At 62.2% G+C, this 24,455-nt stretch carries 26 protein-coding genes and 2 tRNA genes; 20 read left to right on the top strand and 8 right to left on the bottom strand.

The features are described from left to right. Positions 1-9: 9 nt before the first annotated feature. Positions 10-1,020, bottom strand: a complete 1,011-nt coding sequence (gene pip, locus AAC029_RS06625; RefSeq protein ID WP_339745394.1) for a prolyl aminopeptidase — start codon at positions 1,018-1,020, stop codon at positions 10-12. A 67-nt stretch (positions 1,021-1,087) separates the two neighbouring features. Further along, on the bottom strand, positions 1,088-1,561 hold the full coding sequence (locus AAC029_RS06630) for a hypothetical protein (protein ID WP_339745397.1): 474 nt from the start codon (positions 1,559-1,561) through the stop codon (positions 1,088-1,090). Positions 1,562-1,769: 208 nt separating this feature from the next. Here AAC029_RS06630 and AAC029_RS06635 point away from each other — a divergent pair, with 208 nt between their 5' ends. Then, positions 1,770-2,645 carry a CPBP family intramembrane glutamic endopeptidase gene (locus tag AAC029_RS06635; RefSeq protein ID WP_339745400.1) on the top strand — a complete coding sequence of 292 codons (876 nt, stop codon included), beginning with the start codon at positions 1,770-1,772 and terminating at the stop codon, positions 2,643-2,645. A 60-nt stretch (positions 2,646-2,705) separates the two neighbouring features. Here AAC029_RS06635 and AAC029_RS06640 read toward each other — a convergent pair. Continuing rightward, positions 2,706-2,780, bottom strand: a tRNA-Thr gene (locus AAC029_RS06640). Positions 2,781-2,873: 93 nt separating this feature from the next. Between AAC029_RS06640 and AAC029_RS06645 the strand changes: the two genes are divergently transcribed. The 11 genes from AAC029_RS06645 (at position 2,874) to AAC029_RS06695 (ending at position 9,402) form a co-directional block, all read left to right on the top strand. Beyond that, on the top strand, positions 2,874-3,110 hold the full coding sequence (locus AAC029_RS06645) for a hypothetical protein (RefSeq protein WP_339745403.1): 237 nt from the start codon (positions 2,874-2,876) through the stop codon (positions 3,108-3,110). Between the two features lie 52 nt (positions 3,111-3,162). Further along, the gene (murA, locus tag AAC029_RS06650; RefSeq protein WP_339745407.1) at positions 3,163-4,428 is read left to right on the top strand and encodes a UDP-N-acetylglucosamine 1-carboxyvinyltransferase; all 1,266 of its coding nucleotides are present in this window, start codon (positions 3,163-3,165) and stop codon (positions 4,426-4,428) included. Between the two features lie 12 nt (positions 4,429-4,440). Continuing rightward, positions 4,441-4,881, top strand: coding sequence for a DUF2948 family protein (locus tag AAC029_RS06655; RefSeq protein ID WP_339745410.1), 441 nt, complete (start codon positions 4,441-4,443; stop codon positions 4,879-4,881). After that, complete coding sequence (locus AAC029_RS06660) at positions 4,878-5,381, top strand: UPF0262 family protein (protein ID WP_339745413.1); 504 nt, start codon at positions 4,878-4,880, stop codon at positions 5,379-5,381. Before AAC029_RS06655 ends, AAC029_RS06660 begins: the two co-directional genes overlap by 4 nt. Continuing rightward, a complete protein-coding gene (locus AAC029_RS06665; protein ID WP_339745415.1) occupies positions 5,378-5,812 on the top strand; it encodes a low molecular weight phosphatase family protein in 435 nt (144 codons plus the stop codon). The genes AAC029_RS06660 and AAC029_RS06665 overlap by 4 nt, the downstream gene beginning before the upstream one ends. 114 nt (positions 5,813-5,926) lie before the next feature. After that, entirely contained in the window at positions 5,927-6,145 is a 219-nt protein-coding gene (gene infA, locus AAC029_RS06670; RefSeq protein WP_011643070.1) for a translation initiation factor IF-1, read from the top strand. A gap of 38 nt (positions 6,146-6,183) precedes the next feature. Continuing rightward, the gene (locus AAC029_RS06675) at positions 6,184-6,792 is read left to right on the top strand and encodes a Maf family nucleotide pyrophosphatase (RefSeq protein ID WP_339745420.1); all 609 of its coding nucleotides are present in this window, start codon (positions 6,184-6,186) and stop codon (positions 6,790-6,792) included. Further along, positions 6,789-7,859: a ribonuclease E/G gene (locus tag AAC029_RS06680; RefSeq protein WP_339745423.1), complete on the top strand. Its 1,071-nt coding sequence runs from the start codon at positions 6,789-6,791 to the stop codon at positions 7,857-7,859. The genes AAC029_RS06675 and AAC029_RS06680 overlap by 4 nt, the downstream gene beginning before the upstream one ends. Further along, a complete protein-coding gene (yacG, locus tag AAC029_RS06685) occupies positions 7,859-8,041 on the top strand; it encodes a DNA gyrase inhibitor YacG (RefSeq protein WP_339745426.1) in 183 nt (60 codons plus the stop codon). Before AAC029_RS06680 ends, yacG begins: the two co-directional genes overlap by 1 nt. 115 nt (positions 8,042-8,156) lie before the next feature. Then, positions 8,157-8,232, top strand: a tRNA-Phe gene (locus AAC029_RS06690). Between the two features lie 276 nt (positions 8,233-8,508). Continuing rightward, a complete protein-coding gene (locus AAC029_RS06695; protein ID WP_339745429.1) occupies positions 8,509-9,402 on the top strand; it encodes a hypothetical protein in 894 nt (297 codons plus the stop codon). Positions 9,403-9,536: 134 nt separating this feature from the next. On the opposite strand, the gene AAC029_RS06700 is transcribed toward AAC029_RS06695, so the two are convergent. Both AAC029_RS06700 and AAC029_RS06705 read right to left on the bottom strand, forming a co-directional pair. Next, a complete protein-coding gene (locus tag AAC029_RS06700; RefSeq protein ID WP_339745432.1) occupies positions 9,537-11,609 on the bottom strand; it encodes an ATP-binding protein in 2,073 nt (690 codons plus the stop codon). Positions 11,610-11,834: 225 nt separating this feature from the next. Beyond that, positions 11,835-12,935, bottom strand: coding sequence for an NADH:flavin oxidoreductase (locus AAC029_RS06705; protein ID WP_339745435.1), 1,101 nt, complete (start codon positions 12,933-12,935; stop codon positions 11,835-11,837). 690 nt (positions 12,936-13,625) lie between these two features. Between AAC029_RS06705 and AAC029_RS06710 the strand changes: the two genes are divergently transcribed. Beyond that, positions 13,626-14,615: a DUF1028 domain-containing protein gene (locus AAC029_RS06710; RefSeq protein ID WP_339745439.1), complete on the top strand. Its 990-nt coding sequence runs from the start codon at positions 13,626-13,628 to the stop codon at positions 14,613-14,615. A gap of 9 nt (positions 14,616-14,624) precedes the next feature. Here AAC029_RS06710 and AAC029_RS06715 read toward each other — a convergent pair whose 3' ends face one another. The 3 genes from AAC029_RS06715 to AAC029_RS06725 all read right to left on the bottom strand — a co-directional run bounded on the left by AAC029_RS06715 (position 14,625) and on the right by AAC029_RS06725 (position 17,474). Next, complete coding sequence (locus AAC029_RS06715) at positions 14,625-15,671, bottom strand: SMP-30/gluconolactonase/LRE family protein (protein WP_339745442.1); 1,047 nt, start codon at positions 15,669-15,671, stop codon at positions 14,625-14,627. A gap of 73 nt (positions 15,672-15,744) precedes the next feature. After that, complete coding sequence (gene rsgA / locus AAC029_RS06720) at positions 15,745-16,785, bottom strand: ribosome small subunit-dependent GTPase A (RefSeq protein ID WP_339745445.1); 1,041 nt, start codon at positions 16,783-16,785, stop codon at positions 15,745-15,747. A 74-nt stretch (positions 16,786-16,859) separates the two neighbouring features. Then, positions 16,860-17,474 (bottom strand): hypothetical protein, encoded by a 615-nt coding sequence (locus AAC029_RS06725; protein WP_339745448.1) that lies wholly within the window; start codon positions 17,472-17,474, stop codon positions 16,860-16,862. 126 nt (positions 17,475-17,600) lie between these two features. Here AAC029_RS06725 and AAC029_RS06730 point away from each other — a divergent pair, with 126 nt between their 5' ends. From AAC029_RS06730 to ccoP, 7 genes are all read left to right on the top strand, one after another. Continuing rightward, entirely contained in the window at positions 17,601-19,097 is a 1,497-nt protein-coding gene (locus tag AAC029_RS06730) for an NAD(P)/FAD-dependent oxidoreductase (protein WP_339745451.1), read from the top strand. A 123-nt stretch (positions 19,098-19,220) separates the two neighbouring features. Further along, positions 19,221-19,364, top strand: coding sequence for a hypothetical protein (locus tag AAC029_RS06735; protein ID WP_339745454.1), 144 nt, complete (start codon positions 19,221-19,223; stop codon positions 19,362-19,364). A gap of 114 nt (positions 19,365-19,478) precedes the next feature. Further along, positions 19,479-20,714: a threonine ammonia-lyase gene (locus tag AAC029_RS06740; RefSeq protein ID WP_339745457.1), complete on the top strand. Its 1,236-nt coding sequence runs from the start codon at positions 19,479-19,481 to the stop codon at positions 20,712-20,714. A 179-nt stretch (positions 20,715-20,893) separates the two neighbouring features. After that, complete coding sequence (gene ccoN, locus AAC029_RS06745; RefSeq protein WP_339745459.1) at positions 20,894-22,543, top strand: cytochrome-c oxidase, cbb3-type subunit I; 1,650 nt, start codon at positions 20,894-20,896, stop codon at positions 22,541-22,543. 12 nt (positions 22,544-22,555) lie between these two features. Further along, positions 22,556-23,314, top strand: coding sequence for a cytochrome-c oxidase, cbb3-type subunit II (gene ccoO, locus AAC029_RS06750; RefSeq protein ID WP_339745462.1), 759 nt, complete (start codon positions 22,556-22,558; stop codon positions 23,312-23,314). Between the two features lie 6 nt (positions 23,315-23,320). Continuing rightward, positions 23,321-23,515, top strand: coding sequence for a cbb3-type cytochrome c oxidase subunit 3 (locus AAC029_RS06755; protein WP_339745465.1), 195 nt, complete (start codon positions 23,321-23,323; stop codon positions 23,513-23,515). Further along, positions 23,508-24,434, top strand: coding sequence for a cytochrome-c oxidase, cbb3-type subunit III (gene ccoP, locus AAC029_RS06760; protein WP_339745468.1), 927 nt, complete (start codon positions 23,508-23,510; stop codon positions 24,432-24,434). Before AAC029_RS06755 ends, ccoP begins: the two co-directional genes overlap by 8 nt. Positions 24,435-24,455: the final 21 nt, after the last annotated feature.

Here is a 24,455-nt window from a genome sequence, read left to right on the forward strand (position 1 = left end):
AGTTCACGCCTAGCCCTGGACCCCGGCCATTACGGCATTCAGCCGACCCAGGACAGCATCCGTCATCGCATGCCCGTTGACCGCGACCATGTGCAGGTCCGCATGTGGACAGGCCGCCGCCAACCGGATTGCACCGCGCGGTGGGCAGACCATGTCGTATCGGCTGTGCAGGATCTGCATCGGGATATCCGCCAGCCGATGCGCATTCGCGATCAGCTGATCGGGTTCGAGAAAACAGCCATTGCGAAAATAATGCGCCTCGATCAGGGAATGCGCGGCGACGAAGTCCGGGCCGCGCTCGGCGAGGCCGGTCCGCGTAACGTCCGCCGATTGATCGAGCCAGGACAGGCGATCCTCATATTCGGTCCAGCGATACAGCGTCGATTGCCGCAGCTCGGCCAAGCTGGCCTTGGGATCGCTCAAGCGGCTCAACGCCGTAAGGCCATCCGCCCGCTCGCGCTGCATGTCCTCGAAACACCAATCCATGATCGCGGGCGGGCTGGACCGGAAGCGCTCCGGCACTGGCGCGATAAAATCGGCGAAGGCTTCCGGGAAGAAGCGCGGCGCACCGGCTTCGCTGTGCCACCAGTCGAGATTGTCGGGCGTTGCCAGAAAGACGGCGCCAACCACCAGCGCGCTGACCCGCTCGGGGAAGGCTTGGGCATAGGCCAGAGCCAGCGTCGAGCCCCAGGACGGGCCGAACACGATCCAGCGCTCAAGCCCGAGATGGGTCCGCAGAGCCTCGATATCGCTGACCAGATCGGCGGTCGTATTGGCGTCCAGCGACAGGTGCGGCGTCGAGCGGCCACAGCCGCGCTGGTCCATCAGGGTGATGTGAAAGCGGTCCGGATCGAACATGCGCTGGAAGCGCTCCGAACAGCCCGAGCCGGGCCCACCATGCAGAACCAGCAGAGGAAGGCCGGCGGGCGCCCCGCATTGCTCCCAATACAGGCTGTGTCCGCTGGAGACGGCGAGTTGGCCGGTCCGGTGAGGTTCAATCGGCGGGAATTGCGAGCTCATTGGCATCCGTTCAGGCGAGGGGCGCGCAAAATCTTGGCGCGGGCTTTCAGCGGGTGATCACGCCGCGTCAACGCAGATGTGCCGTCAGCAGTGGCGGCACATCATGGCTGGCGGCTTCGAGGCTGGAATAGGAATGTCCGGCCCGGTCGCGCCGAAGCGGTCCGCGGCGGCCATTGAAATGGGCGCTGGCCGTCCAGCCGCAGATTGTGCCGCGATCGGCGGCGATGCGCTGTGCCGCGATCTCTTGCGTCAACACGCCGGGCCCTTCGGCAACCGGGCTGAAGACCGGCTTGAGCGCCTGGGCGCGCAGTCCGGTTTCGATGCGCGCGCGCGCTGCAGCGAGATCGAGCGGGCAGGCGGAGCGTGCGCCCAGATCCTCGGTGATATTGACGATGGAATAGAGCAATTCTGTCTCGGCAGCGGCCGGGCGCGCAGCCACGAGCCCGGTCGCGCGCAGCTCAGGCGCGAAACCGGCCAAGCCGGTGCCAAGGCCAGTTGCCAGCAGAAGCGCTGTGAGCGCGCGTTGCCAATCGGATTTCATTCTCTCCCAGCCCCCTTGGAAGCGCTGCGGGCAATCTAGTGAAGCCGTGCGGATCGGTCCAGCGCTCGCGATGTATTGCGCGGCGGGCTTGACGTTTGGGAGTTATACAATAAATTGTACAATAAGTTGTATAATTTCAGTCATGCGGAAACCCTCATGTTAGATCCCCCTGCTTCCATCACCCCTTTCAACTGACAAAGGTCTGATCATGTCCCACTTCAAACCTGCGCTGAGGGCCATTGCCCAGATCGCTGCCGCCCTGATCGCCGTCGCGGTGATGGCGGCGCTGACGCGCCTGGCCCTGCTGCCGCTCTTGCAGAGCCTGCTGCATCTGGACGAAGAGACGCTGAGTTACCTGCGGCGCGTCCTGATGCTGGTCGCCTTCGTGCTGGGCTATTGGGGCTATGTGCGCTGGGTCGAGAAACGGCCGGCGATCGAGCTGTCTCCGGCGATGGGGAAAATCCTGCTCACCGGCTTCGGCGGGGCGGTACTGATCGGCGTGCCGGTGACGGCGCTCTATCTAACGGGCACCTATCAACTGGTCGGAACAGGCGGATTCGGCGGTATGGGCGGGATCGCGCTGATCATCCTGGGGGCGGCCATGCTCGAGGAAGTCGTGTTCCGCGGCATCGCCTTCGGCATTGTCGAGCGCCATTTCGGCAGCTGGGCGGCGCTGTTCGTGCCGACCGTCATTTTCTCGGCCGCGCATATTTTCAATGCAAACTGGGGCGGCTGGCTGTCCTTCGCCACCGGGGTCACGATTGGCGGGATATGGACGGTGACCTATATGCTGACGCGCAATCTGTGGGCTGTCGGCCTCAATCATGCGCTGTGGAATTACACGATTTTCGCCACCGGCCTGCCGCTGACCGGTCTGCAGGACTGGCGTGAGCAGTCGCCGCTGCGCAGCGAATTCAGCGGACCTGATTGGGTGTCTGGCGGACTGGCCGGGCCCGAGGACTCGGTGTTGATGCTGGTCGTGTCCAGCCTGGCGGTCATCGTGCTGCTGGTGATCGCGCACCGTCGCGGGCTGTTCAAACCGGCCGGGGGCGAGACGGCTGCAGCACAGGATGCGTCAGCCTGAGGCTGAGGGGCGCTGGCCGTGTGGTGGTCAGTATGGCGTTCGATATGAAGGCTGGGAAAATGGTGCCGCCACACAGAATTGAACTGTGGACCTCGTCATTACCAATGACGCGCTCTACCCCTGAGCTATGGCGGCGCCGGGTCGCTGAAGTCGCGACGCGAAGCCGGGCGTATAATACATGGCCGCCCTCCCGCCAAGGGCGTCTTGACGTGGAGAGCTGCGTTCGACATGACCAAGGGCATGAGCGAAACCCCAACCCCGCCGCGCAAGCCGCCCACAACGGGCAATCCCGATACGCGTGAAGCAAGGCTGGCTGCGGCCCTGCGCACCAATCTGCGCCGGCGCAAGGCCGACCGCGCCGCCCCTGTGCCAGAGGCGGAAGCAGACACAGACGATGCGGACGCCGCAGCCACTGCACAAGCCTCTGCAATCCCTGCCACGAAAAATCCCCAGGATGGGTCATAATCCCGCCGGGTTCGAACCGCTGCATGCAGGTTCATCGGCTTGAGGAGTGAGAATGGACCGGATTATCATCCAGGGTGGCGCACGGCTTGAAGGCCGTATTCCCATTAGCGGCGCCAAGAATTCGGCGCTCAAACTGATGGCCGCAGCGCTGCTGACCGATGAGCCGGTGATTCTCACCAATATGCCGCGTTTGGCCGATTCGCGCTTCATGGGGCATTTGCTCGCCGAACTCGGCGTTTCGGTCGAGGAGGGCGAGGGCGCCGAGCTTCGCCTGCACGCTGCGACCATCGCCGACACATTCGCGCCCTATGACCTGGTGCGTAAAATGCGCGCCACCTTCAATGTCCTTGGCCCGCTGCTCGCCCGTGAGGGCCATGCACGCGTCTCTCTGCCCGGTGGCTGCGCGATCGGGGCGCGGCCGGTCGATCTGCATCTCAAGGCGCTTGAGGCGCTGGGGGCGCAGATCGAGGTCTCTGAAGGCTATGTTGACGCCAAGGCGCCGGCGGGCGGCCTGGTCGGCGGCGAGATTGATTTGCCCTTCGCATCGGTCGGCGCCACCGAGCACGCCATGTTGGCCGCCGCATTGGCGCGTGGCGAAACCGTGATCGAGAATGCCGCGTGCGAGCCGGAGATTGCTGATCTCGCCGCCATGCTGACAGCGATGGGGGCTCTCGTTGAAGGCGCAGGTAGCAGCACGATCCGGATCCAGGGCCAGACCCGGCTGAAGGGCGTGCAACATCATGTTGTCGGCGACCGGATTGAGACGGCGACCTATGCCCTCGCCGTCGCGGCAACCGGCGGGGATTGCATTCTCGACGGCGCGCAGTGGGCCCACAACAAGTCGCTCTGGCGTGCCATGACCGATGCCGGCGTCACGGTTGAGGCCACCGAGACGGGGGTGCGCGTGGCGCGCAATGGCGAACGCCTGACCGCGGTTGATATCGAGACCCAGCCCTATCCGGGATTCCCAACCGATGCCCAAGCGCAATTCATGGCGTTGATGACGCTGGCTGAGGGCACATCGGTGATCCGCGAGACGATTTTCGAGAACCGGTTCATGCATGCGCCGGAACTGACCCGGCTGGGTGCCGATATCAGCGTCCATGGCAGCGAGGCCGTCGTGCGCGGCGTACCGCTGCTGCGCGGCGCCCAGGTGATGGCGACGGATTTGCGCGCTTCGGTCTCGCTGGTCATTGCCGGGCTTGCCGCCGAGGGTGAAACCGTGGTCAACCGGGTCTACCATCTCGATCGTGGCTTCGAGCGACTGGAAGCGAAATTGTCCGGCTGCGGTGCCCGCATCGAACGCCGGTCTGACTGACGGAGACCTGATTTGAATCGCGCCCAAGCCCCGCTGCGCCTGACGGCGCTCGATGTCACGGATCTGGAGGCGATTTCGGCCGCCCTGCAGGACGCCGTGGCGCAATTGGGCGATTTCGAATTCTCCAGCCGTCAACGCAGTTTCACCATCGCTTTCAACCGCTTCCGCTGGGAAGTTAGCGGGCGAAAACAACGCGTGCGCTGCGGGCTCCAGATCGGACATGTACTGGCCGCGCGCTCCCACAATATCCGCCAGGGCGCCGAGGAGGCGGTGGTCAATCTGCTCTCGATCGGGTTTGAGCCCGCCGAGGCGCCGTCGGGCGCGCTTGTGCTGGTTTTCTCCGGTGGCGGCGAGATGCGCCTCGAGGTCGAATGCCTCGATCTGGCGATGGCCGATATCAGCGAGCCCTGGCCCGCGACGCGGCGGCCTGGCCATGATACGGATCATTCATGACCGGCAGCGAATTTCCCTCCGACAAGATCGTCCGCATCGATCTCGATATCGCCAGTATCGGGCCGAGCGACGTCAATGCCGATCACGAACGCCGTGTTGCGATCGCCGATCTGCTTGAGGGCAATAGTTTCCGTCCGGTCAGCGATGCGGTCGGCGATACCAGCGGGCCCTACGCCTTGCGTCTGGCGATCGAGCACGACCGGCTCTTGTTCGATGTCCGGCTGGAAGACGATACGCCGGTGCGCGCCTTCGTGTTTGCGCTGGGGCCGCTGCGCCGGATCGTCAAGGATTATTTTTTGATCTGCGAGAGCTATTACGAGGCCGTGCGCGATGCGCCGCTGGCCCAGATCGAGGCGATCGATATGGGGCGTCGCGGCGTCCATAATGAGGGCTCGACCCTGCTGCGCGAGCGCCTGTCGGGCAAGATCGAGGTCGATTTCGACACCTCGCGCCGCCTCTTCACCCTGATCTGTGCCCTGCACCGGCGGGCCGCGTCATGAGCGTGCCCTCTGTGCTGTTCGTGTGTGGTCGCAATGCGATCCGCTCGCCCATGGCCGCCGCTCTGTGGCGCCAGCATTTCGGCGATCTGGCCCAGGCCCGCTCCTGCGGTGTCATTCCGGCGGCCTTTGCTGATGGTTACATGGTCGCGGTGATGGCCGAACTGGGCTGCGATATGGAAGACGTTACGCCGATGGCGCTGAGCGGTGTGATCGACCCGCCGGCAGCCCTGGTCGTCTCGCTCTCGACCGCCGCTGATCGGCTGGCCCGGCAATACGCGGCCGACAAATCAGCCGAGTTCCAGGCCTGGCCCATTCCCGATCCGAGCGAGACCGGCGGCAGCCGTGAACAGCGCCTTGCGGCCTACCGGCAAACGCGTGATGCCATCCTTGCCCGCATCGCCGCTTGGGACTTGCCGCGAAAAAGCGCCTGAAGCCTCGACTTTATGGGGCAGGCGGGACTATAACGCGCGCCGGGGCCCAGTCGGCCCGGGCGCCGGGCCGATCAACACATTTTTTGACCCGCATTTACGAGTATGAGGAGCCGCATGGCTAAAGAAGAATTATTGGAGTTTCCCGGCGAAGTTACGGAATTGCTTCCGAACGCCACCTTCCGGGTGAAGCTTGAAAACGAACACGAAATCATTGCCCACACCGCGGGCAAGATGCGCAAGAATCGTATCCGCGTTCTGGCCGGCGACAAGGTGCTGGTCGAGATGACGCCCTATGATCTGACCAAGGGCCGGATCACCTATCGCTTCAAATAAGATCCACAGCGGCGTGGATGCGCGAAACGGATGCCCCGATGGCTGAGCCCCGCCCACGCCTGATCCTGGCCAGCGCTTCACCGCGCCGCCTCGACCTGCTCGCCAGCGTTGGCATCACGCCGGACGCCGTCGAGCCCACCGATATTGATGAGAGCGAAATCCCCGGAGAGCTGCCTGGCCCTCTGGCACAGCGGCTTGCGCTCGAAAAAGCCTCGGCCCACTCCGATGGCGATGCTTTCATCCTTGCCGCCGACACGGTCGTCGGTGTCGGTCGCCGCGTCCTGCCCAAGGCCGAGACAGAGACCCAGGCGCGCGCCTGCCTCGCCCTGCTGTCGGGGCGCAATCACCGCGTCTACACAGCGATAGCCCTACGCACACCGGACGGTGAGCTAACGGCAAGGCTGGTAGAGACCAAAGTGAAGTTAAAGCGACTCAGTGAGCGCGAGCTGGAAAGCTATATCGCCAGCGGCGAATGGCGCGGAAAAGCCGGCGGTTACGGCATTCAGGGTCGGGCCGGCGCCTTTGTCATCTCGTTGATCGGCTCCTATACCGGCGTCGTCGGCCTGCCGATGTATGAGACCGTCAATCTATTGGCCGGGCGTGGCTATCCCGTCACCGAGGCCCAGAACGAAGTGCAAAACCCATGATTCGCCAGATCCTTATCGAAGAGAATATCGGCGAAACCCGCGCCGCCATCGCCGAGAATGGCCGCTTGGTCGAACTGCATCTCGACCGTTGGTCGGAACTGCGCCAGCGCGCCGTCGAAGGCGAGCTTTATCGCGGCCGCGTCCGCCGCGTCGAACCGGCGCTGAATGCCGCTTTCGTCGATCTTGGCTTGGGCGAAGAAGGCTTCATGCCGTTCGGAAAAGCCGGGCGCCCCAAGGGCTTGCATGAAGGCGCCGCGATTGGCGTGCGCGTCTCACGTGAAGCCTTTGCCGATAAGGGCCCGACCCTCAACCTGGTCGAAATCGCCGCTGGCGATGCCCCCGAATGCCTCGAACCGGCTCCGATCCTGGCCCAGCGCCTGGCGCAGATTTTTTCTGGGGCCGATGTCGTCTGGGCCGACGAAACCGATTTTGATCTCGAGGAAGCTTTTGAACTGGCGATGGACCCCGTCGCCCCCATTCCCGGCGGTGGCTCGCTCTGCATCGAGCAGACCCGCGCCATGGTCACGGTCGATGTCGACGCCGAAGGCCGCAAGGGCACGGGCTCGCCGCTGCAGCTGGCCCAGGCCCTCAACCTCTCCGCCGCCAAGGAAGCCGCGCGCCAGATCCGCCTGCGCGGCTTGGGCGGCATTGCGGCGATCGATTTCGTCCACATGCGCGGCCAGCCCGAGCGCAAGGCGGTCGAACAGGCCCTGCGCCAGGCTTTCCGCAATGACCGCGCCAAGGTCGATGTCGCGCCGCTATCGCAATTTTGCGTCGGCGAGCTGGCACGTCAGCGTCGTGGCCGCACCCTGTCCGAAATCCAGCTCGACGAGAGCGGCCGTCCCAGCATTGAAACCTGCGCCCTGGCCGCCATCAGGCGGCTTGAAGGCGAGGCCCGCGCCCAGCGCTCCCGCAAGCTGGTCCTGCAGGCCTCAAGCGAGGTCCATGCCTGGCTTGAAGCCGACAGCATCGGCTGGAACGCCGCTCTGGCCGAGCGGATTGGTGCCCGTTTCACCCTCGCGCTGAACCCCGAATTTGGCCGCGAAGACTGCGGCGTGAAATCCTGATGTCCAAACCAATCACCTGTCCGATGTGCAAAAACCCGCCCGTTGAGGCCTTCAAGCCCTTCTGCTCGAAGCGCTGCGCCGATCTCGATCTGGGCAAATGGTTCACCGGTGCCTACGCCATCCCGGGCGAGCCCGCCGACCAGGCCGATGAAACCCCCGCTGGCAAGCCGGACAATGAATAGCGCCAGCTTACTGAAATAATCTGCGATCCAGCGTGCTGCATCGTGGACAGGGTGCGGCGCGCACCTTATAAACCGCGCTCTCGCCAGCGGCCCAAAGCCGCCAGGCGGACCCGGTGCCCGGGTAGCTCAGTTGGTAGAGCAGCGGATTGAAAATCCGCGTGTCGGTGGTTCGAATCCGCCCCCGGGCACCATTTTTATCTCACGGCAAATCGCTTCGCATCTCGCTCTGGGTGGGTGACCTAAGCGGTTGAAGCAGCCGCGCTTGTGAACCCTGAGGGTTCGAGGCGAGTGCTGCTCTTCGCTTTGATTTGAGTGCCATCCAGAAAATAAGTGGCCGTGTCCCCGTGTCACGCTATGGTCCGTGACGAATGAGCGCTCGTAGGTGCGGGCCGGTGGCGTAGCTGGACGGGCCTTGAATGGTCTCAGGACAGGGCCGTCGGTATTGTATGGCTTAAGGCAGGGGTGGCATGTCGGATACACTGGCCGGGATTCTTGATGCCCCCAAACCGCCCGCATTGTTTATCGGAAATGGGATTAATCGTCACCGGAGTGTTGGCGGACACACTGGTTGGGAGAATTTGCTAGAACAACTAGCAAAAAGCCAAGGCATGACGCTCACAGAAAGACAGTTGGAGGAGATGTCGAAAACGGAGGTTTTTGACATTCTTGACCTAGCCCGGCCGAAAGAAGATAGAGCTAGTCTCCAGCGTGAATTTTGTAATCTGATGAAGGCTTGGAAACCGAAAGAGCATCATCGAAAGATTGTCGACTGGGCGAGCCGACACTCAGCGCCGATAATTACGGTCAATTTTGACCAGAACCTTTCTGGTTCCATTGGCGCGCGCTTGTTTCTCGGGGAGCCGAGTTTTACAGACTTCTACCCGTGGGGTTCATACTATTCGAGTCGCGAAATCGATGCGCCGATCTCGAATTTCGCCATTTGGCATCCTCACGGGATGGTGAGGTACTCTAGAAGTATTCGCTTGGGTTTGACCCATTACATGGGCTCGGTTCAGCGGGCACGCCTAATGCTATATGGCAAAGATGGTTTAAGAGCTTATGCCAATAATGAGTCTTCCGGATGGCGGGGTGAGAATACGTGGTTGGCACCCATTTTTTTTGCTCCACTGCTAATTTTTGGCTTTGGTTTGGGTAAGGATGAGAGCTTTCTGCGTTGGTTGTTTTTGGAGCGGGCAAAATTTCATAAAATTCGCCCTGATTGGAGGCAGCCATCTTGGTACGTGACAAATGATTCAACGGACGATGAGCGCCGTGGAGTATTTTTCAAAGCGCTGGGGATTGAGCTGGTAAATGCCAAGAACTACGATGAAATCTACGAAAATGCGGCGTGGAACTCCTAGCATTATTCATATAGGCGAGATTGATCCTGACAACTGGGACGGACCCAATTTCCGCCTCGGACAAAATGGTGAGAAGCACCCACTCTTCAAACCCATGAATCCGGAAAATCGATTAAGCTTCAAAATCCGCCCAGCTAACCCCGCACTGCGCGCGTCACTTCAACCCTGTTGCCGCCCAGCGTATCCACGATAGCCGCTGTCAGTGTCTCTATCCGGTAGGGCTTGGCGAGGTGGCTGTCGGCGCCGGCTTGGAGATAGGTGTTGATCTGGTCGGTCATGGTGTTGGCGGTCAGGGCGATGATCGGGGTGCGGGGCAGGTTTTGCTCGTCTTCGAGCGCCCGCAAGGTCTCGATCGCCGTGACGCCATCCATCACCGGCATGTGGATATCCATCAGGATGATGTCGGGACGCTGGACCTTCCAGGCCTCGATGGCCTGCGCACCATTCTCGACAAGGGTGATGTCGTGGCAGCGCGGGGTCAGCAGGCTTTGCAGGACCAGCCGGTTTGTCAGCACGTCCTCGGCCGCGAGGATGGTGGTGCGAGCCAGCACGGCCTCGGCATCAGGCGTGGCCCCGGACTCTGCTGCCTGGCCGGCCGCCACTTCGCTGCGGATTGCGGGAATGGCGAAGCTGAAGACTGATCCCTGGCCCGGCTCGCTTGTCACCCGGATCCAGCCGCCCATCAGCTCGCACAGGCGCCGGGAAATCGACAGTCCCAGACCGGTGCCGCCGAATTTTCTCGACGTCGAGGCATCGGCCTGCATGAAGGGTGCAAACACCCTCTCGCAAGTCTCGGCATCCATGCCGATCCCGGTATCGGCAATCTCGAACAGCAATTCCTCGCCGCCCGCGACTTGGCGCAACGCTGCAGTGACTTTGACGCTGCCGGTCTCGGTGAATTTCAGGCCATTGGAGATCAGATTGTTCAAAACCTGTCTCAGCCTGTGGGCGTCGCCAACAAAGCTGCCGCGCGCCGTTTCGGCGACATCAAGTGTCAGCTCGAGCTCGCAATTCGTCGCCACCAGGGTATGGGCAGACATTACCGAGGCCAGCAATTCGTCGAGCACGAAGGGCGCATTGTTCACGGCCAGCATGTTCGCTTCGATCTTGGACAGGTCGAGAATGTCATCGATGAGGCCCAGCAAGGATTCCCCGGACTCTCGAATTGTCGCCACCATGCTGCGCTGGCCGTCATTAAGCCCGGTGTTTTGAAGCACTTGCGACATGCCGAGCACGCCGTTCAACGGGGTGCGGATTTCGTGACTCATATTGGCCAGAAACTGGCTCTTGAGGCGGTTGGCACTTTGAGCCTGACGGGTGGCCTCTTCGAGCTCTTCTTCACGGGCATTGAGGGTCGTCACCATCCGGCGCAAGGCCTTCGCGCGCCGGCCCGCAACCAGGGCCGCCATCGCGGCGCTGGCGGCCAACAGGCTGAGCAGCAAACCAACGGTCCAGGTCGTGGGCACGGCGTAACGCCGGAAACCATTGAGCAGTTCGGCGGTCGGTTGCACCCGCAAGGCCCATTCGACGCCGTTGAATCTTACCGGTGCCGTCGCAACCATGTCGGTATTGTCCGAGCCGGCGGCAAAATTCGGCGAAGTCCAGATCGTCTCACCCAATTCCTCGACTGCAATCGTAAACTGGCTGAGTTGTTTAATTTGAAGCAAGTTCTGGATCAGGCGATCAACCGCAAAAACGCCGATGATCAGGCCGCCCGGTACGTCATCATGGTGGACGGGGTAATAGGCAACCAGGCCGCGCCCGCCCTGCACCAGCTGGAAACTATTGGTAACCATCATTTCACGGTTCCGCACCGTATTGCTGATGGCGATCCTGCGCCATTCGACGCTGAACAGGTCGAGATCAAGCGCCGCTTCATTGCCAACCAGGGGCTCGATCCAGCGAATGCGGTAACTGGTATCGGCCCATTCGATGGCCTGCATCCAGGGCTTGTCATCCAGATAGGCTTGGGCGTCGGCGACCCATTCCTCATAGGGCAAGCCTTCCGGCCGCACCGCAAATCGCTGCCCCAAGCGGTCGATTGCCAGCATTTCCTGAACCAGTTGGTATTGCAGATGATCGCTGAGGTCGTCGGCCCGCGTCTCGACCGCGAAACGCAGCGCTGCAAGCCGCTCTGTATCGGCGCGCGTGGCCAGGAAATAGGTGATCGCCAAGCCGGTCGCCAGAACGAGCAGGGGCCAGGCCAAGATATCCGTATTCAGGGTTTTGCTTCGACTGAAAAACTGCCGAATTCTGCCGTGTGTCATCATTCTACCTTCGAGCCTCGCCGGGTAGAATGCAGGCTGGAGTGCAAAATATGCTTAACGCAACGGGATGTGGGCGCAGTGTGTCTCTGCGCGGCCATATCCTCGCCCAAACAAAAACGCCCGACCAACCGGCCGGGCGTTTTCGCTTGATCCAGGCGTCTCAGATCACACCAGTTCCTTGAGCGTCCCGGCGTTGAAGTCAGCGAGCTCATCGAACCGGCCATCGCGCACCTTCACGGCCCATTCCGGGTCGGAGATGAGGGCGCGGCCAACGGCGACGAGGTCGAATTCGCCGCGCTCCATGCGCTCGATCAGGCCGTCCAGCGAGGAGGCGGGCGAGTTCTCGCCCATGAAGGCGCCGATGAAGTCGGAGTTGAGGCCGACCGAGCCGACGGTGATGGCCGGCTTGCCGGTGAGTTTTTGGGTCCAGCCGGCGAGGTTGAGGTCGGAACCTTCGAATTCAGGGATCCAGAAGCGGCGGGTCGAGGCGTGGAAGATGTCGACGCCGGCGTCGGAAAGCGGACCAAGGAAGGCGGCGAGTTCGTCGGGCGTTTCGGCGAGACGGGCATTGTAATCCTGCTGCTTCCATTGCGAATAGCGCAGGATGAGCGGCAGATCGGTTGGGATTTCCGCGCGCACCGCCTTGACGATTTCGCGCACGATGGTGGTGCGCTCGACCAGCCCGCCACCAAAGCGGTCATCGCGTTGATTCATGCCGTTCCAGAAGAATTGGTCGAGCAGATAGCCATGGGCGCCGTGCAGCTCGATGGCGTCAAAGCCAAGCTCGGCCGCGGCCTTGGCGGCTTTGGCGAAGGCGGCGATGGTGTCGCCAATGTCTTCCGCGCTCATCGGCTCGCCGACCGCCTTGCCGCCGGGCATGATGCCGGACGGGCTGTCGGAGCGGGCCTCGGGATGCGGGCCGGTGCCCGGCTTGCGCGCCAGGCCGACATGCCAGAGCTGCGGCGCGATCTTGCCGCCGGCGGCATGGACGGCGTCAACGACGATTTTCCAACCGGCCAGGGATTCAGATTCATGAAAATTGGGTATGGCCGCATCGAAGCTCGCGCCGGGCCGGTCAACGGTCGTGCCCTCGGTAATAATGAGGCCCACCGCATTCTCGGCGCGGCGGCGATAATAATCGACCACAGGCTGGCCGGGGACGCCGCCCGGGCTCTTGGAGCGCGTCATCGGGGCCATCACGATACGGTTAGGCAGGTGTAGCGAGCCCAGCGAGAAGGGCTTGAACAGGGCGGCGGTCGAGGTCATGCGGGTATCCTTGCGATGAAAGCTGAGCCCACAGGTAAGGTGGTTTCGTCAGAAATCGACCCTCGGGTATGTATTTGGGTTATGCGTTAAAAGCGGGTCCGGGCGCGACCGCAGTGCGCAATTGCCTGCTTATCCCCCACGGTTCCCAATTTTCCCACGTCATCCCGGCGAACGCCGGGACCTCGACGCGACAAGTGCGGAGCCTATGATATCGAGGTCCCGACTTTCGTCGGGATGACGAAAAATGGGTCAGTTTATCCCCACCCCCTTGGCGCTGGCGCATAATCCACCCGTTCCGGTCGCACAGGAGGCGTGAGCTCAGCCACTGGCGGCGATCGGGAGCGTGGAGCTCATCCGCACGAAGCTTTGACAGCCCAAGTTCCGGTGAGGCCATGATCGGGGAAGAGCGGCATCAGGGCTCGACCGTGCATCCCCGGTCATTTCGAGGCAGGACCCGCAAGGGGCTTGAACAAAACTCCCATCGTTTTCCAGGAAGAATTGGTGGGACGTCACGAATGTCACCCCCACTCATCTACCTCAGCTCCGGCATTCGCCGGCGTCCCACACACCTCCCATAGCGAGGTGACCTCTTATCCCTCCAGCCGCTCGCGGCGTGGAGATTTCGGTGCGGGCGCTGACAGCCGCCGCGAAACCCGCCTATACTCGCAACACAACTCCGGGGAGCCCGACATGTCATTCAAATCCATCGCCCTTGGCGCCACAGCGCTGATACTCGCCGGCAGCGCGGTCCAGGCGGCCGACCGGCCGCTGCGGCCGGTCAACACCTATTCCATCGTCGCGCGTGATGCGGCGACCGGCGAGCTTGGCGTCGCTGTGCAGTCGCACTGGTTTTCCGTTGGTTCGGTGGTGATCTGGGCCGAGCCGGGGATTGGCGCGGTGGCGACTCAGTCCTTTGTCCTGCCCGACTACGGCCCAAACGGTCTGGCGCTGATGCGCGCCGGGGCGAGCGCTGCCGAGGCGTTGGAGCAGACGCTCGCGGCAGACGAACATATCGATGTGCGCCAGGTGGCGATGGTCGATGCGAGCGGTGGCGTTGCAGTCCACACCGGCGAGCACGCGATCGCCGAGCATTGCCACATCACCGGTGAGGGCTATTCGGTTCAGGCCAATATGATGCGGGACGGCACGGTCTGCTCGGCGATGTCCGTAGCGTTTGAGAGCTCGACAGGGTCACTGTCTGAACGCCTGATGCTGGCGCTGGAAGCGGCTCAGGGGGAGGGCGGTGATATTCGCGGCAAGCAATCGGCGGCCATGCTGGTGGTGTCCGGCGATGCCGCATTGCCGGCCTGGAGCGGCCGTGTGGTTGATCTTCGCGTCGAGGACAATGTTGATCCCTTGGCCGAGTTGCGCCGCCTGCTGGGCCTGTCCCGCGTCTATGCCTTGATGCAGGCCGGTGATGACGCGATGGCCGAAGGCGATCTGGCCGGCGCGAGCGCCGCCTACGCTGCGGCCAGTGCTCTGGCACCGGACAATCATGAAGTCGTGTTCTGGCACGCCATCACGCTGGCGACCGGCGGCGATATGGCCGGCGCGACACCGCTCTTCTCGCGCGCCTTCGCCGCTTGGCCGCAATGGCGCGATATCATTCCGCGCCTGCGCGCCGCCGGGGTTTTGCCCGATGATGACGCTCTGGAGGCTCAGATTTTGGCGGTCCAATAGGGTGTCGTTCTACGTTCCGCGACACACCAGAACATGGTCGTCAAACACCGCACCAACGATCAACACGCCATCGCGCATCGCGGCGACGCTGGAGGCGTTGAGGGTGCCGTCCATCAGCAGGAGAGCCGTCTCGGTCTCGCCGGTTTGTGGGTTGAGCCGCACGGCGTGGGCCGGGGCGGTGGCGCTGGCATCGGCGGCGTGGGCGACGAAATCGAACACGCGCGGATGGCCGCCAATCCACAGATCGCCGCGTTCATCGACCTCGATATTGTCCGGCGCTGTCGGTACGGGCAGGGCGCGGTTGGCAGTGAGGGCTCCGCTTGCGGCATCTCGGTCATAGACGCGGATACGCCGGGCGAGCAATTCAGAGACATAGACCTCGGACCCGTCGGCGGAGATGTTGATGCCATTGGCATAGGCGATGCCGTGGGCAACCATATCGCCACGGCTACCATTGAAATAGGAGACACTCGATAGCGGCAGGCCGAAATAGGCTTCCAGATTGGCCATCATGCCAGTGTGATAGGCACGGTCATTGGTGGCGTAGAAGCTGCGCGGGCCGACGGCGAGCACGTCGTTGGGCGAGAGCAGGGCCTCATGGCTGATGCTCTCGGCATGGCTCAGCATGCCGTTTTCACCGACATCGAAAATCTCGACGGCGTGGGTGCCGCCCGCGCTGTCGAAGCCGGCGCGGTGATTGACGACGAACAGGCGCTGGCTGCCATCCGGTGCCGTCCACAGGCTCAGCCCATGGGGGTGGAAATCGGCCGGCGCATCGCCAGAGACTTCATGCAGGGTGTCGGGGTCGTTGAGGTTGAAGGCATAGATGCCGCCACGCTCACCGGTGCGGCGATCATCGGTTGAGACGAAAACCAGATCCGAGTTTGGATCGATGGTAACGTCTTCGGTGCCCGGCGCGATGGTCAGCGCCTCGCACTGGCCCGGCGTCACCGGTGTCAGATCGGCCATCATGCCCGATGCGGGAATGATGACGAACGCCATCCGCACCACAGCGGCCAGAATGACCAGGCCCAGAATGATCAGAATATTGCGCATGATATGCCCCCCGCAATTCAAGCTCTGATGGGCAGGTTAGCGCATTTTCGTGGTTTACGCCCGCGTCTTGTGTCTAGCGTTGGCGGCCGCGCTTGCCTTGAACACTGGATTTGATCTGGCGCGTCACGCCACGCTTGCGGGCCCGCTTTTCGGCGGCGGTTTCGCTGTTGGACTGGTCTTCGGCGAGTAGTTTTTCCCAGCGCTGGAACCTGTCAGCATCGATCTCGCCCGCCTTGATCCCGGCCTGGATGGCGCAGCCCGGCTCGGACTGATGGGCGCAGTCGGAGAATTTGCAGGTCGTCGCCAGCTCGGTCAGATCGGAGAAGACGCGGTCAATGCCGTCGCCGCTTTCGCTCATGCCGAGCGAGCGCATGCCCGGCGTATCAATCAACCAAGCGCCGGAATGGGTCGCCCGCAAGCTGCGTGATGTGGTGGTGTGACGGCCCTTATTGTCGCCCTTGCGGTTTCCCTGGGTCTCGCTGGCCTCGCCGGTGAGCCCGTTGAGAATGGTCGATTTACCAACCCCGGACGAGCCGACCAGAGCGGCAGTGGCGCCGGGCTTGAGCCAGGGCAGGAGCCGGTCCAGCGCTGTGGTGTCGCGGGCATCGAGCGTTATGGCGCTGACATGCGGCGACAGGGCTTCGGCTTGGCGGACATAATCGTCGGCATTGTCCACCAAATCACCCTTGGTCAGCACGATCAGCGGCTCGGTATGACTGCTGGCGGCCAAGGTGAGATAGCGCTCGAGGCGGGCGGGATTGAAATCGGCATTGCAGGAGGTGACGATCATCAACGTGTCGACATTGGCGGCGATCAACTGGTGCATCAGCACGGTGCCCGAGGCGCGGCGGCGCAGGACCGAGCGCGGCTCCAGCGCTCGCACGATCCGGTTCTCCGCTGGATCAACCAGCACCCAGTCGCCAACCGCCAGATCGCCGGCCTGGATATCGCTTGGCAGGCTCAGGGATATCTCGCCAACAGGCGTCATCGCCTGGACCCGGTCACGATGCACATCGCACAGCCGGGCCGGCGGCGTCGCCTCGAGCTCGCCCGGTTCAAGCTGGGCCGCAAAATCGTCTGACCAGCCAAGTCCGGCGAGCGATGCATCTGTCATGGGTTGAGTTCCGTGTGTGCTGCAGCGCCGTTATCGCATGGGGCGCAGGAATGCAGCAATGGCCAAGCGACGCTTTACGCGGTGTGCACGCGGTATCCGGCCCGGATCACATCGACCGTGATGCGCGGCGTCAACACGGCGACGGGGCCAGCGGGGCGGATCTCGCGGGGCCGATAGCCATCGAAGCTCCAGGCAAGGATCGAGCCCTTGCGCCGGACCAGAGCTTCGCCGGCGCCGGGTAAGGTGAAGAATACCTCGTCGGGCAAGGTCTCGAAGTCGGCTTGGTGCGTGACCTGGGCCCGCGAGCGCGACATGACCCGATCAGCATGCAAGAGCCGGTTCATCGCGCCCGGCGAAGGGCGCTCTCCGAGTTCGGGACGGGCGCGACCAAAGGCTTGCTGGAAAGCCATGTAGTCACCATGGCGGCACATGCCGCAGGGGCGGTGACCGGCGGCGAGAGCGACGGTCTCGTCGGTGAAGAAGAGCTCGGTATAGACGCCGGGACGCATGATCTGTCGCTGCCAGTCCTTGAAGGAAAGCGCGCAGGCGACCCAGGCCTGGTGAGCCCAGCGCTTCTCTCCGAGCTGGCGGTGTTCATCATGCAGGCAGCCGCGATTGCCCATCAGGCCACCGCGTGCCGGGTGGGCGAGGATGTCTCCAAAAGGGGTGACGCGGTTTTGCAGTGCCATGGGTGGAGGGCTCCGGTCTGGATTGCGTGAGCTTAGCGCCTGATGGCCGGCGGACCCAAACCGCACTTGCGCCAGTCGAGCGAACAGTGTTCACTTTTAATCCGACCGGCCCGCAGGAGCGCCTCCATGACCGACGAACATTTTGATGTCCTGATTGTCGGTGCCGGCATTTCCGGCATTGCAGCGGCCTATCATCTTCAGACCCGGTCGCCCGACCGCAGCTATGCGATCCTGGAAGCACGCGACGCGATTGGCGGCACCTGGGACCTGTTCCGCTATCCGGGCATTCGCTCCGACAGCGACATGTACACGTTTGGCTTTGCCTTTCGGCCCTGGACCGATGGCAAGGTGTTTGCCGATGGCCCGGCGATCCGCGAATACGTCTCCGACACGGCGCGGCGCAACGGGATCGAAGACAATATCCGCTTCGGCACCCGGATAGCCCATGCCAATTGGGATAGCGAGACGGCGCGTTGGACGGTGCGGACCGAACGCGGTGCCGACGGGGAAAGTACCAGCCTCACCTGCAATTTCCTGATGATGTGCTCAGGCTATTATCGCTATTCCCACGGCTATCTGCCTGATTTTGCCGGCATGGAAGATTTTTCCGGCGCCATCATTCATCCCCAGCTCTGGCCGAAAGAGGTCGATTATGCTGGCAAGAAAGTCTTGATCATCGGGTCCGGTGCGACAGCGGTGACGCTGGTGCCGGCGATGGCTGAGACGGCGGCGCATGTGACCATGCTGCAGCGCTCGCCGACCTATATCGCCGCGCGGCCTTCGCGCGACGGTTTCGCCGATTTCATGCGCAAAATCCTGCCGGCGAAGATCGCTTATTCGGTAACGCGGGCGAAGAATGTGCTGCTGAACATCTATATCTATCACCTGTCCCAGACCCATCCACGCTTGGTCAAAGGTCAGGTTCTCAAGGCGATCCGCCTGCGCCTGGGTCCGGATTTCGATGTCCGCAAGCATTTCTCGCCGAGCTATAATCCTTGGGATCAGCGTTTCTGTCTGGCACCGGATGGCGACTTTTTCGATGTGCTGGCCGATGGTTCTGCGTCCATCGTCACCGACCAGATCGAGTGCTTCACCAAGACCGGTATCAAGTTGAAATCCGGCGACGAGATTGAGGCTGATCTGATCATCCCGGCGACCGGGCTGGAGATGCAATTATTCGGCGGTATGACGCTGAGCGTCGATGGCGCCATGGTCCGCGCCGCCAACACGGTGACCTATCGCGGCATGATGCTCAGCGGCGTGCCCAATCTTGCGATCGCCTTTGGCTATACCAATGCCTCTTGGACGCTGAAGATCGACCTGACCTGTGAGCGCGTCTGCCGCATGCTCAATCACATGACCGCCAAAGGGCAGGATTACTGCGTGCCGACACCGCCAGCCGATCTGGAAACCGTGCCAATGCTCGATTTCTCATCGAGCTATGTCCAGCGAGCGATGGCGCACCTGCCGCAGCAGGGCATCAAATCGCCCTGGCGCACCTATCAGAATTATGTCCAGGACATGCTGACGATCCGCTTCGGCAAGCTGGAAGACGGAGCGCTGGTATTCGGCCGGCGCGATGAGCGCGCGCAGCAGGACACCGCACTGAAGGCGGCCGAGTAGCGCGCGAGGTGTGCATGATTTCGCGCAGGCTGGGGTGAATGCTCGCCGGCGCTGGACTTTGTGAGTGATCGCAGACAGTTTGAAATCTGACAGTTTGAAACGTGGCAGTTTTTGAGGCCGATTATGGCACGCGCCAAAACCCTTCAACTTGCAGACGATAGCCGGGCCCGCGTCCGGTTGCTCGTTTTTGGCGGTTTGAGCCTTGCTGTTCTGGTTTTGATTATCATCGGCCAGTCCCTCACCGGAGCCCTGCTCGCGCCTGCCTGACATCATGCTGATGCCGCTGCAGACCGAACCTCGCTCCAACCGGGCGAGGTTTTTTTGTGCCTCCGTCCCGGTCTCGCCCCCAGATCACTCCCGACCTCGCCCCGTGAGCCCGCCATGACCCCGGACAATACACCCCAAAAATTTGCCGCCGAATTCGACTTCGTCGCTGATTGCCATGCCCACGGCATGGGCGGAGTGCTGCACACGCCGTGTCAGCGCGCCGAGGCGTTGAGCGAGCTGGCCGGCTGCGATATCCGGGTCAAGCTGGAGAATTTGCAGGCGACGGGCTCGTTCAAGGAACGCGGGGCCTATGCCAAGCTGATGAGCCTGACCGCCGATGAGCGCGCTCGCGGCGTTGTCGCGGCCTCGGCCGGTAATCATGCCCAGGGCGTGGCGCGGCATGGGCGACGGCTCGGCATTGACACCGTGATTTTCATGCCGGTCGGCACCCCGGCGATCAAGGTGAATGCGACGCGGGCCCAAGGCGCAACGGTAGAGTTGGCTGGTGCCGATTTCGACGCGGCGAGCAAGTTGGCGGATGAATATTGCGCCGCCCAGGGCCGGGTGTTGGTGCATCCATTTGATGATGCGCTGGTAATGGCCGGGCAGGGGACAGTGGCCACAGAGATGCTCGCCGACCAGCCCGATCTCGATGTGATCATCGTGCCGATTGGTGGTGGCGGGCTGGCCTCCGGTGTCGCGCTGACGGCGAAGCGGATCAAGCCCGGCATCGAAGTCATCGGCGTGCAGGCCGATCTGTTCCCGGCCTTCCACAATCTGTTCCACAACGGCCAGCGGCCCGTTGGCGGTATGACGCTGGCTGAAGGCATTGCGGTGCGCGAGCCGGGCGCCTTGACGCGCCGGATCATGACCGGCCAGCTCGACGACGTGCTGCTGGTCGATGAGCGCACCATCGAGCGGGCGCTCAACCTTTTCCTGACCCGGATGCGGGTTTTGCCGGAGGGCGCCGGTGCTGTCGCGCTGGCGGCGGTATTGGCACATCCGGACCGCTTTGCCGGCAGGAAGGTCGGGCTGGTTCTGACCGGTGGCAATATCGATACCCGGCTCCTGTCCTCGCTCTTGCTGCGCGACTTGGCGCGGTCGGGGCGGCTGGCGCGTTTTCGGATCGAGTTGATCGACGTGCCGGGCCAGCTCTCCGCCGTCTCCCGGATCATCGCCGAAGCTGGCGGCAATGTGACTGATGTCGCCTATCACAAGACGTTTTCCGACCTGCCGGCCAAGGTGACCTATATCGATATCTCATTGGAGGCTCAGGACGCGGCTCATATGGACCGAATCCATGCGGCCTTGCGCCAGGATGGCTTCAAGGTCGAATTCGCTGACTACTGAGCGGCGGTGATGGTATCTTGCAGTCCGCACATAAAATATCGAAGGTGCGCGAACCTTGGTCCCGCTTGGGAAATCACGCACTTGTTGTGGTTTGCGACCGGGCGCGACAAATTGCCATACAGTAAATGTGGAAACTCGCGCTACACAGACCGAGAACTGGCCAGATATCGGGGGCACAAATGCAATCGTCGCAATCGCTTACGCGCAGCGGGCTGGATTTCAGTACCGTCATCGTGCTCTTGATCACCGTATTCGGGGCCTTTTGGGCTCTGTCAGCAGCGGCCTACGCGCCGGACGCGGCGATGAAGGGGCAGTCCTGGCTGATCCTGGCCGGCTTCCTGACTGGAATTCTGATCCTGGTCGGCTCTATCACGCGCGGCGGCGTCGAAACCGACGAGCGCGAATATAACGAAAACCTGGTCAAGGCCGGGGTGATCGCCTCGCTGTTCTGGGCCGCGGCCGGCCTTCTGGTCGGTGTGATCATCGCCTTCCAGCTCGCCTTTCCGGTTCTGAATATCGAGGATTGGGGCTTCACCAGTTTTGGCCGTCTGCGCCCGCTACACACCTCGGCGGTGATCTTCGCTTTCGGCGGTAACGTCTTGATCGCGACATCATTTTACGTCGTGCAGCGCACCTGCCGCACCCGGATTGCCGGCGGAATCTGGCCGTGGTTCGTGTTCTGGGGCTATCAATTCTTCATCGTGATGGCCGCGTCGGGCTATCTGGTTGGCATTACCCAATCGCGCGAATATGCCGAGCCGGAATGGTATGCGGATATCTGGCTGACCCTGATCTGGGTCGCCTATCTGCTGGTTTTCCTCGGCACGCTGTGGAAGCGCAAAGAGCCGCACATCTACGTCGCCAACTGGTTCTACCTCGCCTTCATCGTCACGATTGCGATGCTGCACATCATCAATAATCTGGCGATGCCGGTCAGCTTTGTCGGATCGCGCAGCTATTCGCTTTTCTCCGGTGTCCAGGATGCGCTGACCCAGTGGTGGTATGGCCATAATGCCGTTGGCTTCTTCCTGACGGCCGGATTCCTCGGGATCATGTATTACTTCATCCCGAAACGGGTGAACCGGCCGGTCTATTCCTACCGCCTCTCGATCATCCATTTTTGGTCGCTGATTTTCATCTATATCTGGGCCGGCCCGCACCATTTGCACTATACGGCGCTGCCGGAATGGGCGCAGACGCTGGGCATGGCCTTCTCCATCATGCTGTGGATGCCGTCCTGGGGCGGGATGATCAATGGTCTGATGACGCTCTCGGGCGCCTGGGACAAGCTGCGCACCGACCCGGTCGTGCGCATGCTGGTGATCTCGGTCGCGTTTTACGGCATGTCGACCTTTGAGGGGCCGGTGATGTCAATCCGGGCCGTCAATGCGCTGTCCCACTATACAGACTGGACCATCGGCCATGTGCATTCCGGCGCGCTCGGCTGGGTCGGATTTGTTTCCTTCGGAGCGCTGTATTGCCTGGTGCCCTGGCTGTGGAAGAAGGCGGGGATGTATTCCAAGGCGCTGGTCGACTGGCACTTCTGGATCGCGACCTTCGGCATCCTGCTCTACATCACCTCAATGTGGGTGGCCGGCATCATGCAGGGTCTGATGTGGCGCGCCTATAACTCGCTCGGTTTCCTGGAATACTCCTTCGTGGAAACCGTTGAAGCGATGCACATTTCCTACATCATCCGCGCGGTTGGGGGCCTGCTCTATCTCGCTGGCGCCCTGATCATGATTTACAATGTCTATCGCACGATCAACAGCGATGTGACCGAAGCGGATGAGTCGGTATCGCCTCAACCCGCGCAGATTCCGGCTTAGGGGGAGATCGCTATGTCAAAGGGCAAAAGCGTGTGGAGCGATATCCACAAGAAGCTGTTCGAAAAGAACTCGCTCATCCTCACCGTCGGGATTCTCGTCACCGTTTCGATTGGCGGCATTGTCGAGATTGCCCCGCTCTTCTACCTCGACTCGACGATCGAGGAAGTCGACGGCATGCGGCCCTATACGCCGCTGGAACAGCTGGGCCGCGACATCTATGTCCGCGAGGGTTGCTATAATTGCCACTCGCAGATGATCCGCCCCTTGCGCGATGAGGTCGAACGTTACGGCCATTACTCGCTTGCCGCCGAGAGCATGTATGATCACCCCTTCCAGTGGGGCTCGAAACGGACCGGACCGGATCTCGCTCGCGTTGGCGCCAAATACTCCGATGAATGGCATCGCGACCATATGCGCGATCCGCGCTCGGTGGTGCCGGAATCGATCATGCCGGCCTATGCCTTCCTGGAAAGCGCGACGCTGGATTATCACAATGTCGCCGCCAATCTGCGCGCCCTGCGCGCCGTCGGCGTTCCCTATAGCGACGAGATGGTGGAGACGGCCGTGGCCGACATCACCACCCAGCTCGACCCCTATGCGTCGGATTATGACGGCTTCCTGGCGCGCTATCCCGGGGCGACCCTGCGCGATTTCGATGGCAATCCGGACCGGGTTTCCGAGCTCGACGCTCTGGTGGCCTATCTGCAAGTGCTCGGCACCATGGTGGACTTCTCCACCTATGAGGCCGAAGCCGATGAAAATCTGAGATAGGGGCGCATGATGTATTCTCTTCTCGCCAGTTTCGCACAGACCTGGGGCATGTTGCTGTTCGTCGCGCTCTTCACCGGCGCGCTGACCTATGCCCTGTGGCCGCGCAACCAGACACGCTTCGACGAGGCGGCGCGCATGCCCCTCAATGACAGCGATGAACCGATTATCGAAAGCGCCAGCAAGGACCAGGCCCATGTCTGATCACGAGGAAAACCGCGAAACCGACGCGCATTCGGGGACCGAAACCACCGGCCATGAATGGGACGGGATCAAGGAACTCGATACGCCGTTGCCGCGTTGGTGGCTTTATACCTTCTATGCCTGCGTTGTGATCGGCGTCATCTATATGGTCTTCCTGCCAGCGATCCCGGCCCTGCCGGGCATGGCCAACGGGGCGAATGACCATACGCGCGGCCTCAGCAATAATTCCGAGCGCGCCAATGTCGCCCTCGCAATGGCCGATCTGGAAGCCTCGCGGGCGTCTGGTTTCGAACGCCTGCGCGGCGCCTCGATCGACACGATCGAGGACGATCCCGATCTGCTCGGCTTTGTTCGCGCCGCCGGCGACGCAGCCTTCGGCAATAATTGCTCGACCTGTCATGGGTCCGGCGCCCAGGGCTTTGTCGGCTACCCCAATCTCAATGATGATGTCTGGCTGTGGGGCGGGACGTATGACGATATCCGCACGACAATCCGTTTCGGCATTCGTGCCGAGCATGACGATACGCGCTTCTCGCAAATGCCGTCCTTTGGACGTGATGGGATGCTGACCCGCTCGCAGATTGGCGACGTCACCGATTATATCCTGTCCCTATCGGGACATGAGGCCGCAGCCGATGCGATTGAACGCGGGGGCGTAACCTATGCCAGCCAGTGCGCCAGTTGCCACATGCCCGATGCCAGCGGGGACCGCAGCCAAGGCGCGCCCAATCTGACCGACCAGGACTGGCTCTATGGCGGCACGCGTGAACAGATCGTGGCCACAATCTATCGCGGGCCCTATGGTGTGATGCCGGCTTGGGAAGACCGGCTCGGCGACACCACGATCGATGCATTGGCTGCTTATGTTTATCTGTTGGGCGGTGGTGAATCTGCGCCGGACAGCCCGGTGGGGCAGTAAGTCGCATCGCTTAAACTCCGC

This window comes from uncultured Maricaulis sp., from assembly GCF_963975345.1.
Lineage (GTDB): Bacteria > Pseudomonadota > Alphaproteobacteria > Caulobacterales > Maricaulaceae > Maricaulis.

Coding starts and splice junctions, on each gene's coding strand:
- murA (WP_339745407.1), top strand. CDS start 3,163: ATGGACCGGATTATCATCCAGGGTGGCGCACGGCTTGAAGGCCGTATT.
- AAC029_RS06630 (WP_339745397.1), bottom strand. CDS start 1,561: ATGAAATCCGATTGGCAACGCGCGCTCACAGCGCTTCTGCTGGCAACT.
- AAC029_RS06740 (WP_339745457.1), top strand. CDS start 19,479: ATGACCCCGGACAATACACCCCAAAAATTTGCCGCCGAATTCGACTTC.
- pip (WP_339745394.1), bottom strand. CDS start 1,020: ATGAGCTCGCAATTCCCGCCGATTGAACCTCACCGGACCGGCCAACTC.
- AAC029_RS06660 (WP_339745413.1), top strand. CDS start 4,878: ATGACCGGCAGCGAATTTCCCTCCGACAAGATCGTCCGCATCGATCTC.
- AAC029_RS06705 (WP_339745435.1), bottom strand. CDS start 12,935: ATGACCTCGACCGCCGCCCTGTTCAAGCCCTTCTCGCTGGGCTCGCTA.
- AAC029_RS06755 (WP_339745465.1), top strand. CDS start 23,321: ATGATGTATTCTCTTCTCGCCAGTTTCGCACAGACCTGGGGCATGTTG.
- AAC029_RS06675 (WP_339745420.1), top strand. CDS start 6,184: ATGGCTGAGCCCCGCCCACGCCTGATCCTGGCCAGCGCTTCACCGCGC.
- AAC029_RS06635 (WP_339745400.1), top strand. CDS start 1,770: ATGTCCCACTTCAAACCTGCGCTGAGGGCCATTGCCCAGATCGCTGCC.
- AAC029_RS06680 (WP_339745423.1), top strand. CDS start 6,789: ATGATTCGCCAGATCCTTATCGAAGAGAATATCGGCGAAACCCGCGCC.
- AAC029_RS06665 (WP_339745415.1), top strand. CDS start 5,378: ATGAGCGTGCCCTCTGTGCTGTTCGTGTGTGGTCGCAATGCGATCCGC.
- rsgA (WP_339745445.1), bottom strand. CDS start 16,785: ATGACAGATGCATCGCTCGCCGGACTTGGCTGGTCAGACGATTTTGCG.
- AAC029_RS06715 (WP_339745442.1), bottom strand. CDS start 15,671: ATGCGCAATATTCTGATCATTCTGGGCCTGGTCATTCTGGCCGCTGTG.
- ccoO (WP_339745462.1), top strand. CDS start 22,556: ATGTCAAAGGGCAAAAGCGTGTGGAGCGATATCCACAAGAAGCTGTTC.
- AAC029_RS06645 (WP_339745403.1), top strand. CDS start 2,874: ATGACCAAGGGCATGAGCGAAACCCCAACCCCGCCGCGCAAGCCGCCC.
- AAC029_RS06710 (WP_339745439.1), top strand. CDS start 13,626: ATGTCATTCAAATCCATCGCCCTTGGCGCCACAGCGCTGATACTCGCC.
- yacG (WP_339745426.1), top strand. CDS start 7,859: ATGTCCAAACCAATCACCTGTCCGATGTGCAAAAACCCGCCCGTTGAG.
- AAC029_RS06735 (WP_339745454.1), top strand. CDS start 19,221: ATGGCACGCGCCAAAACCCTTCAACTTGCAGACGATAGCCGGGCCCGC.
- AAC029_RS06695 (WP_339745429.1), top strand. CDS start 8,509: ATGTCGGATACACTGGCCGGGATTCTTGATGCCCCCAAACCGCCCGCA.
- ccoN (WP_339745459.1), top strand. CDS start 20,894: ATGCAATCGTCGCAATCGCTTACGCGCAGCGGGCTGGATTTCAGTACC.
- AAC029_RS06725 (WP_339745448.1), bottom strand. CDS start 17,474: ATGGCACTGCAAAACCGCGTCACCCCTTTTGGAGACATCCTCGCCCAC.
- AAC029_RS06730 (WP_339745451.1), top strand. CDS start 17,601: ATGACCGACGAACATTTTGATGTCCTGATTGTCGGTGCCGGCATTTCC.
- infA (WP_011643070.1), top strand. CDS start 5,927: ATGGCTAAAGAAGAATTATTGGAGTTTCCCGGCGAAGTTACGGAATTG.
- ccoP (WP_339745468.1), top strand. CDS start 23,508: ATGTCTGATCACGAGGAAAACCGCGAAACCGACGCGCATTCGGGGACC.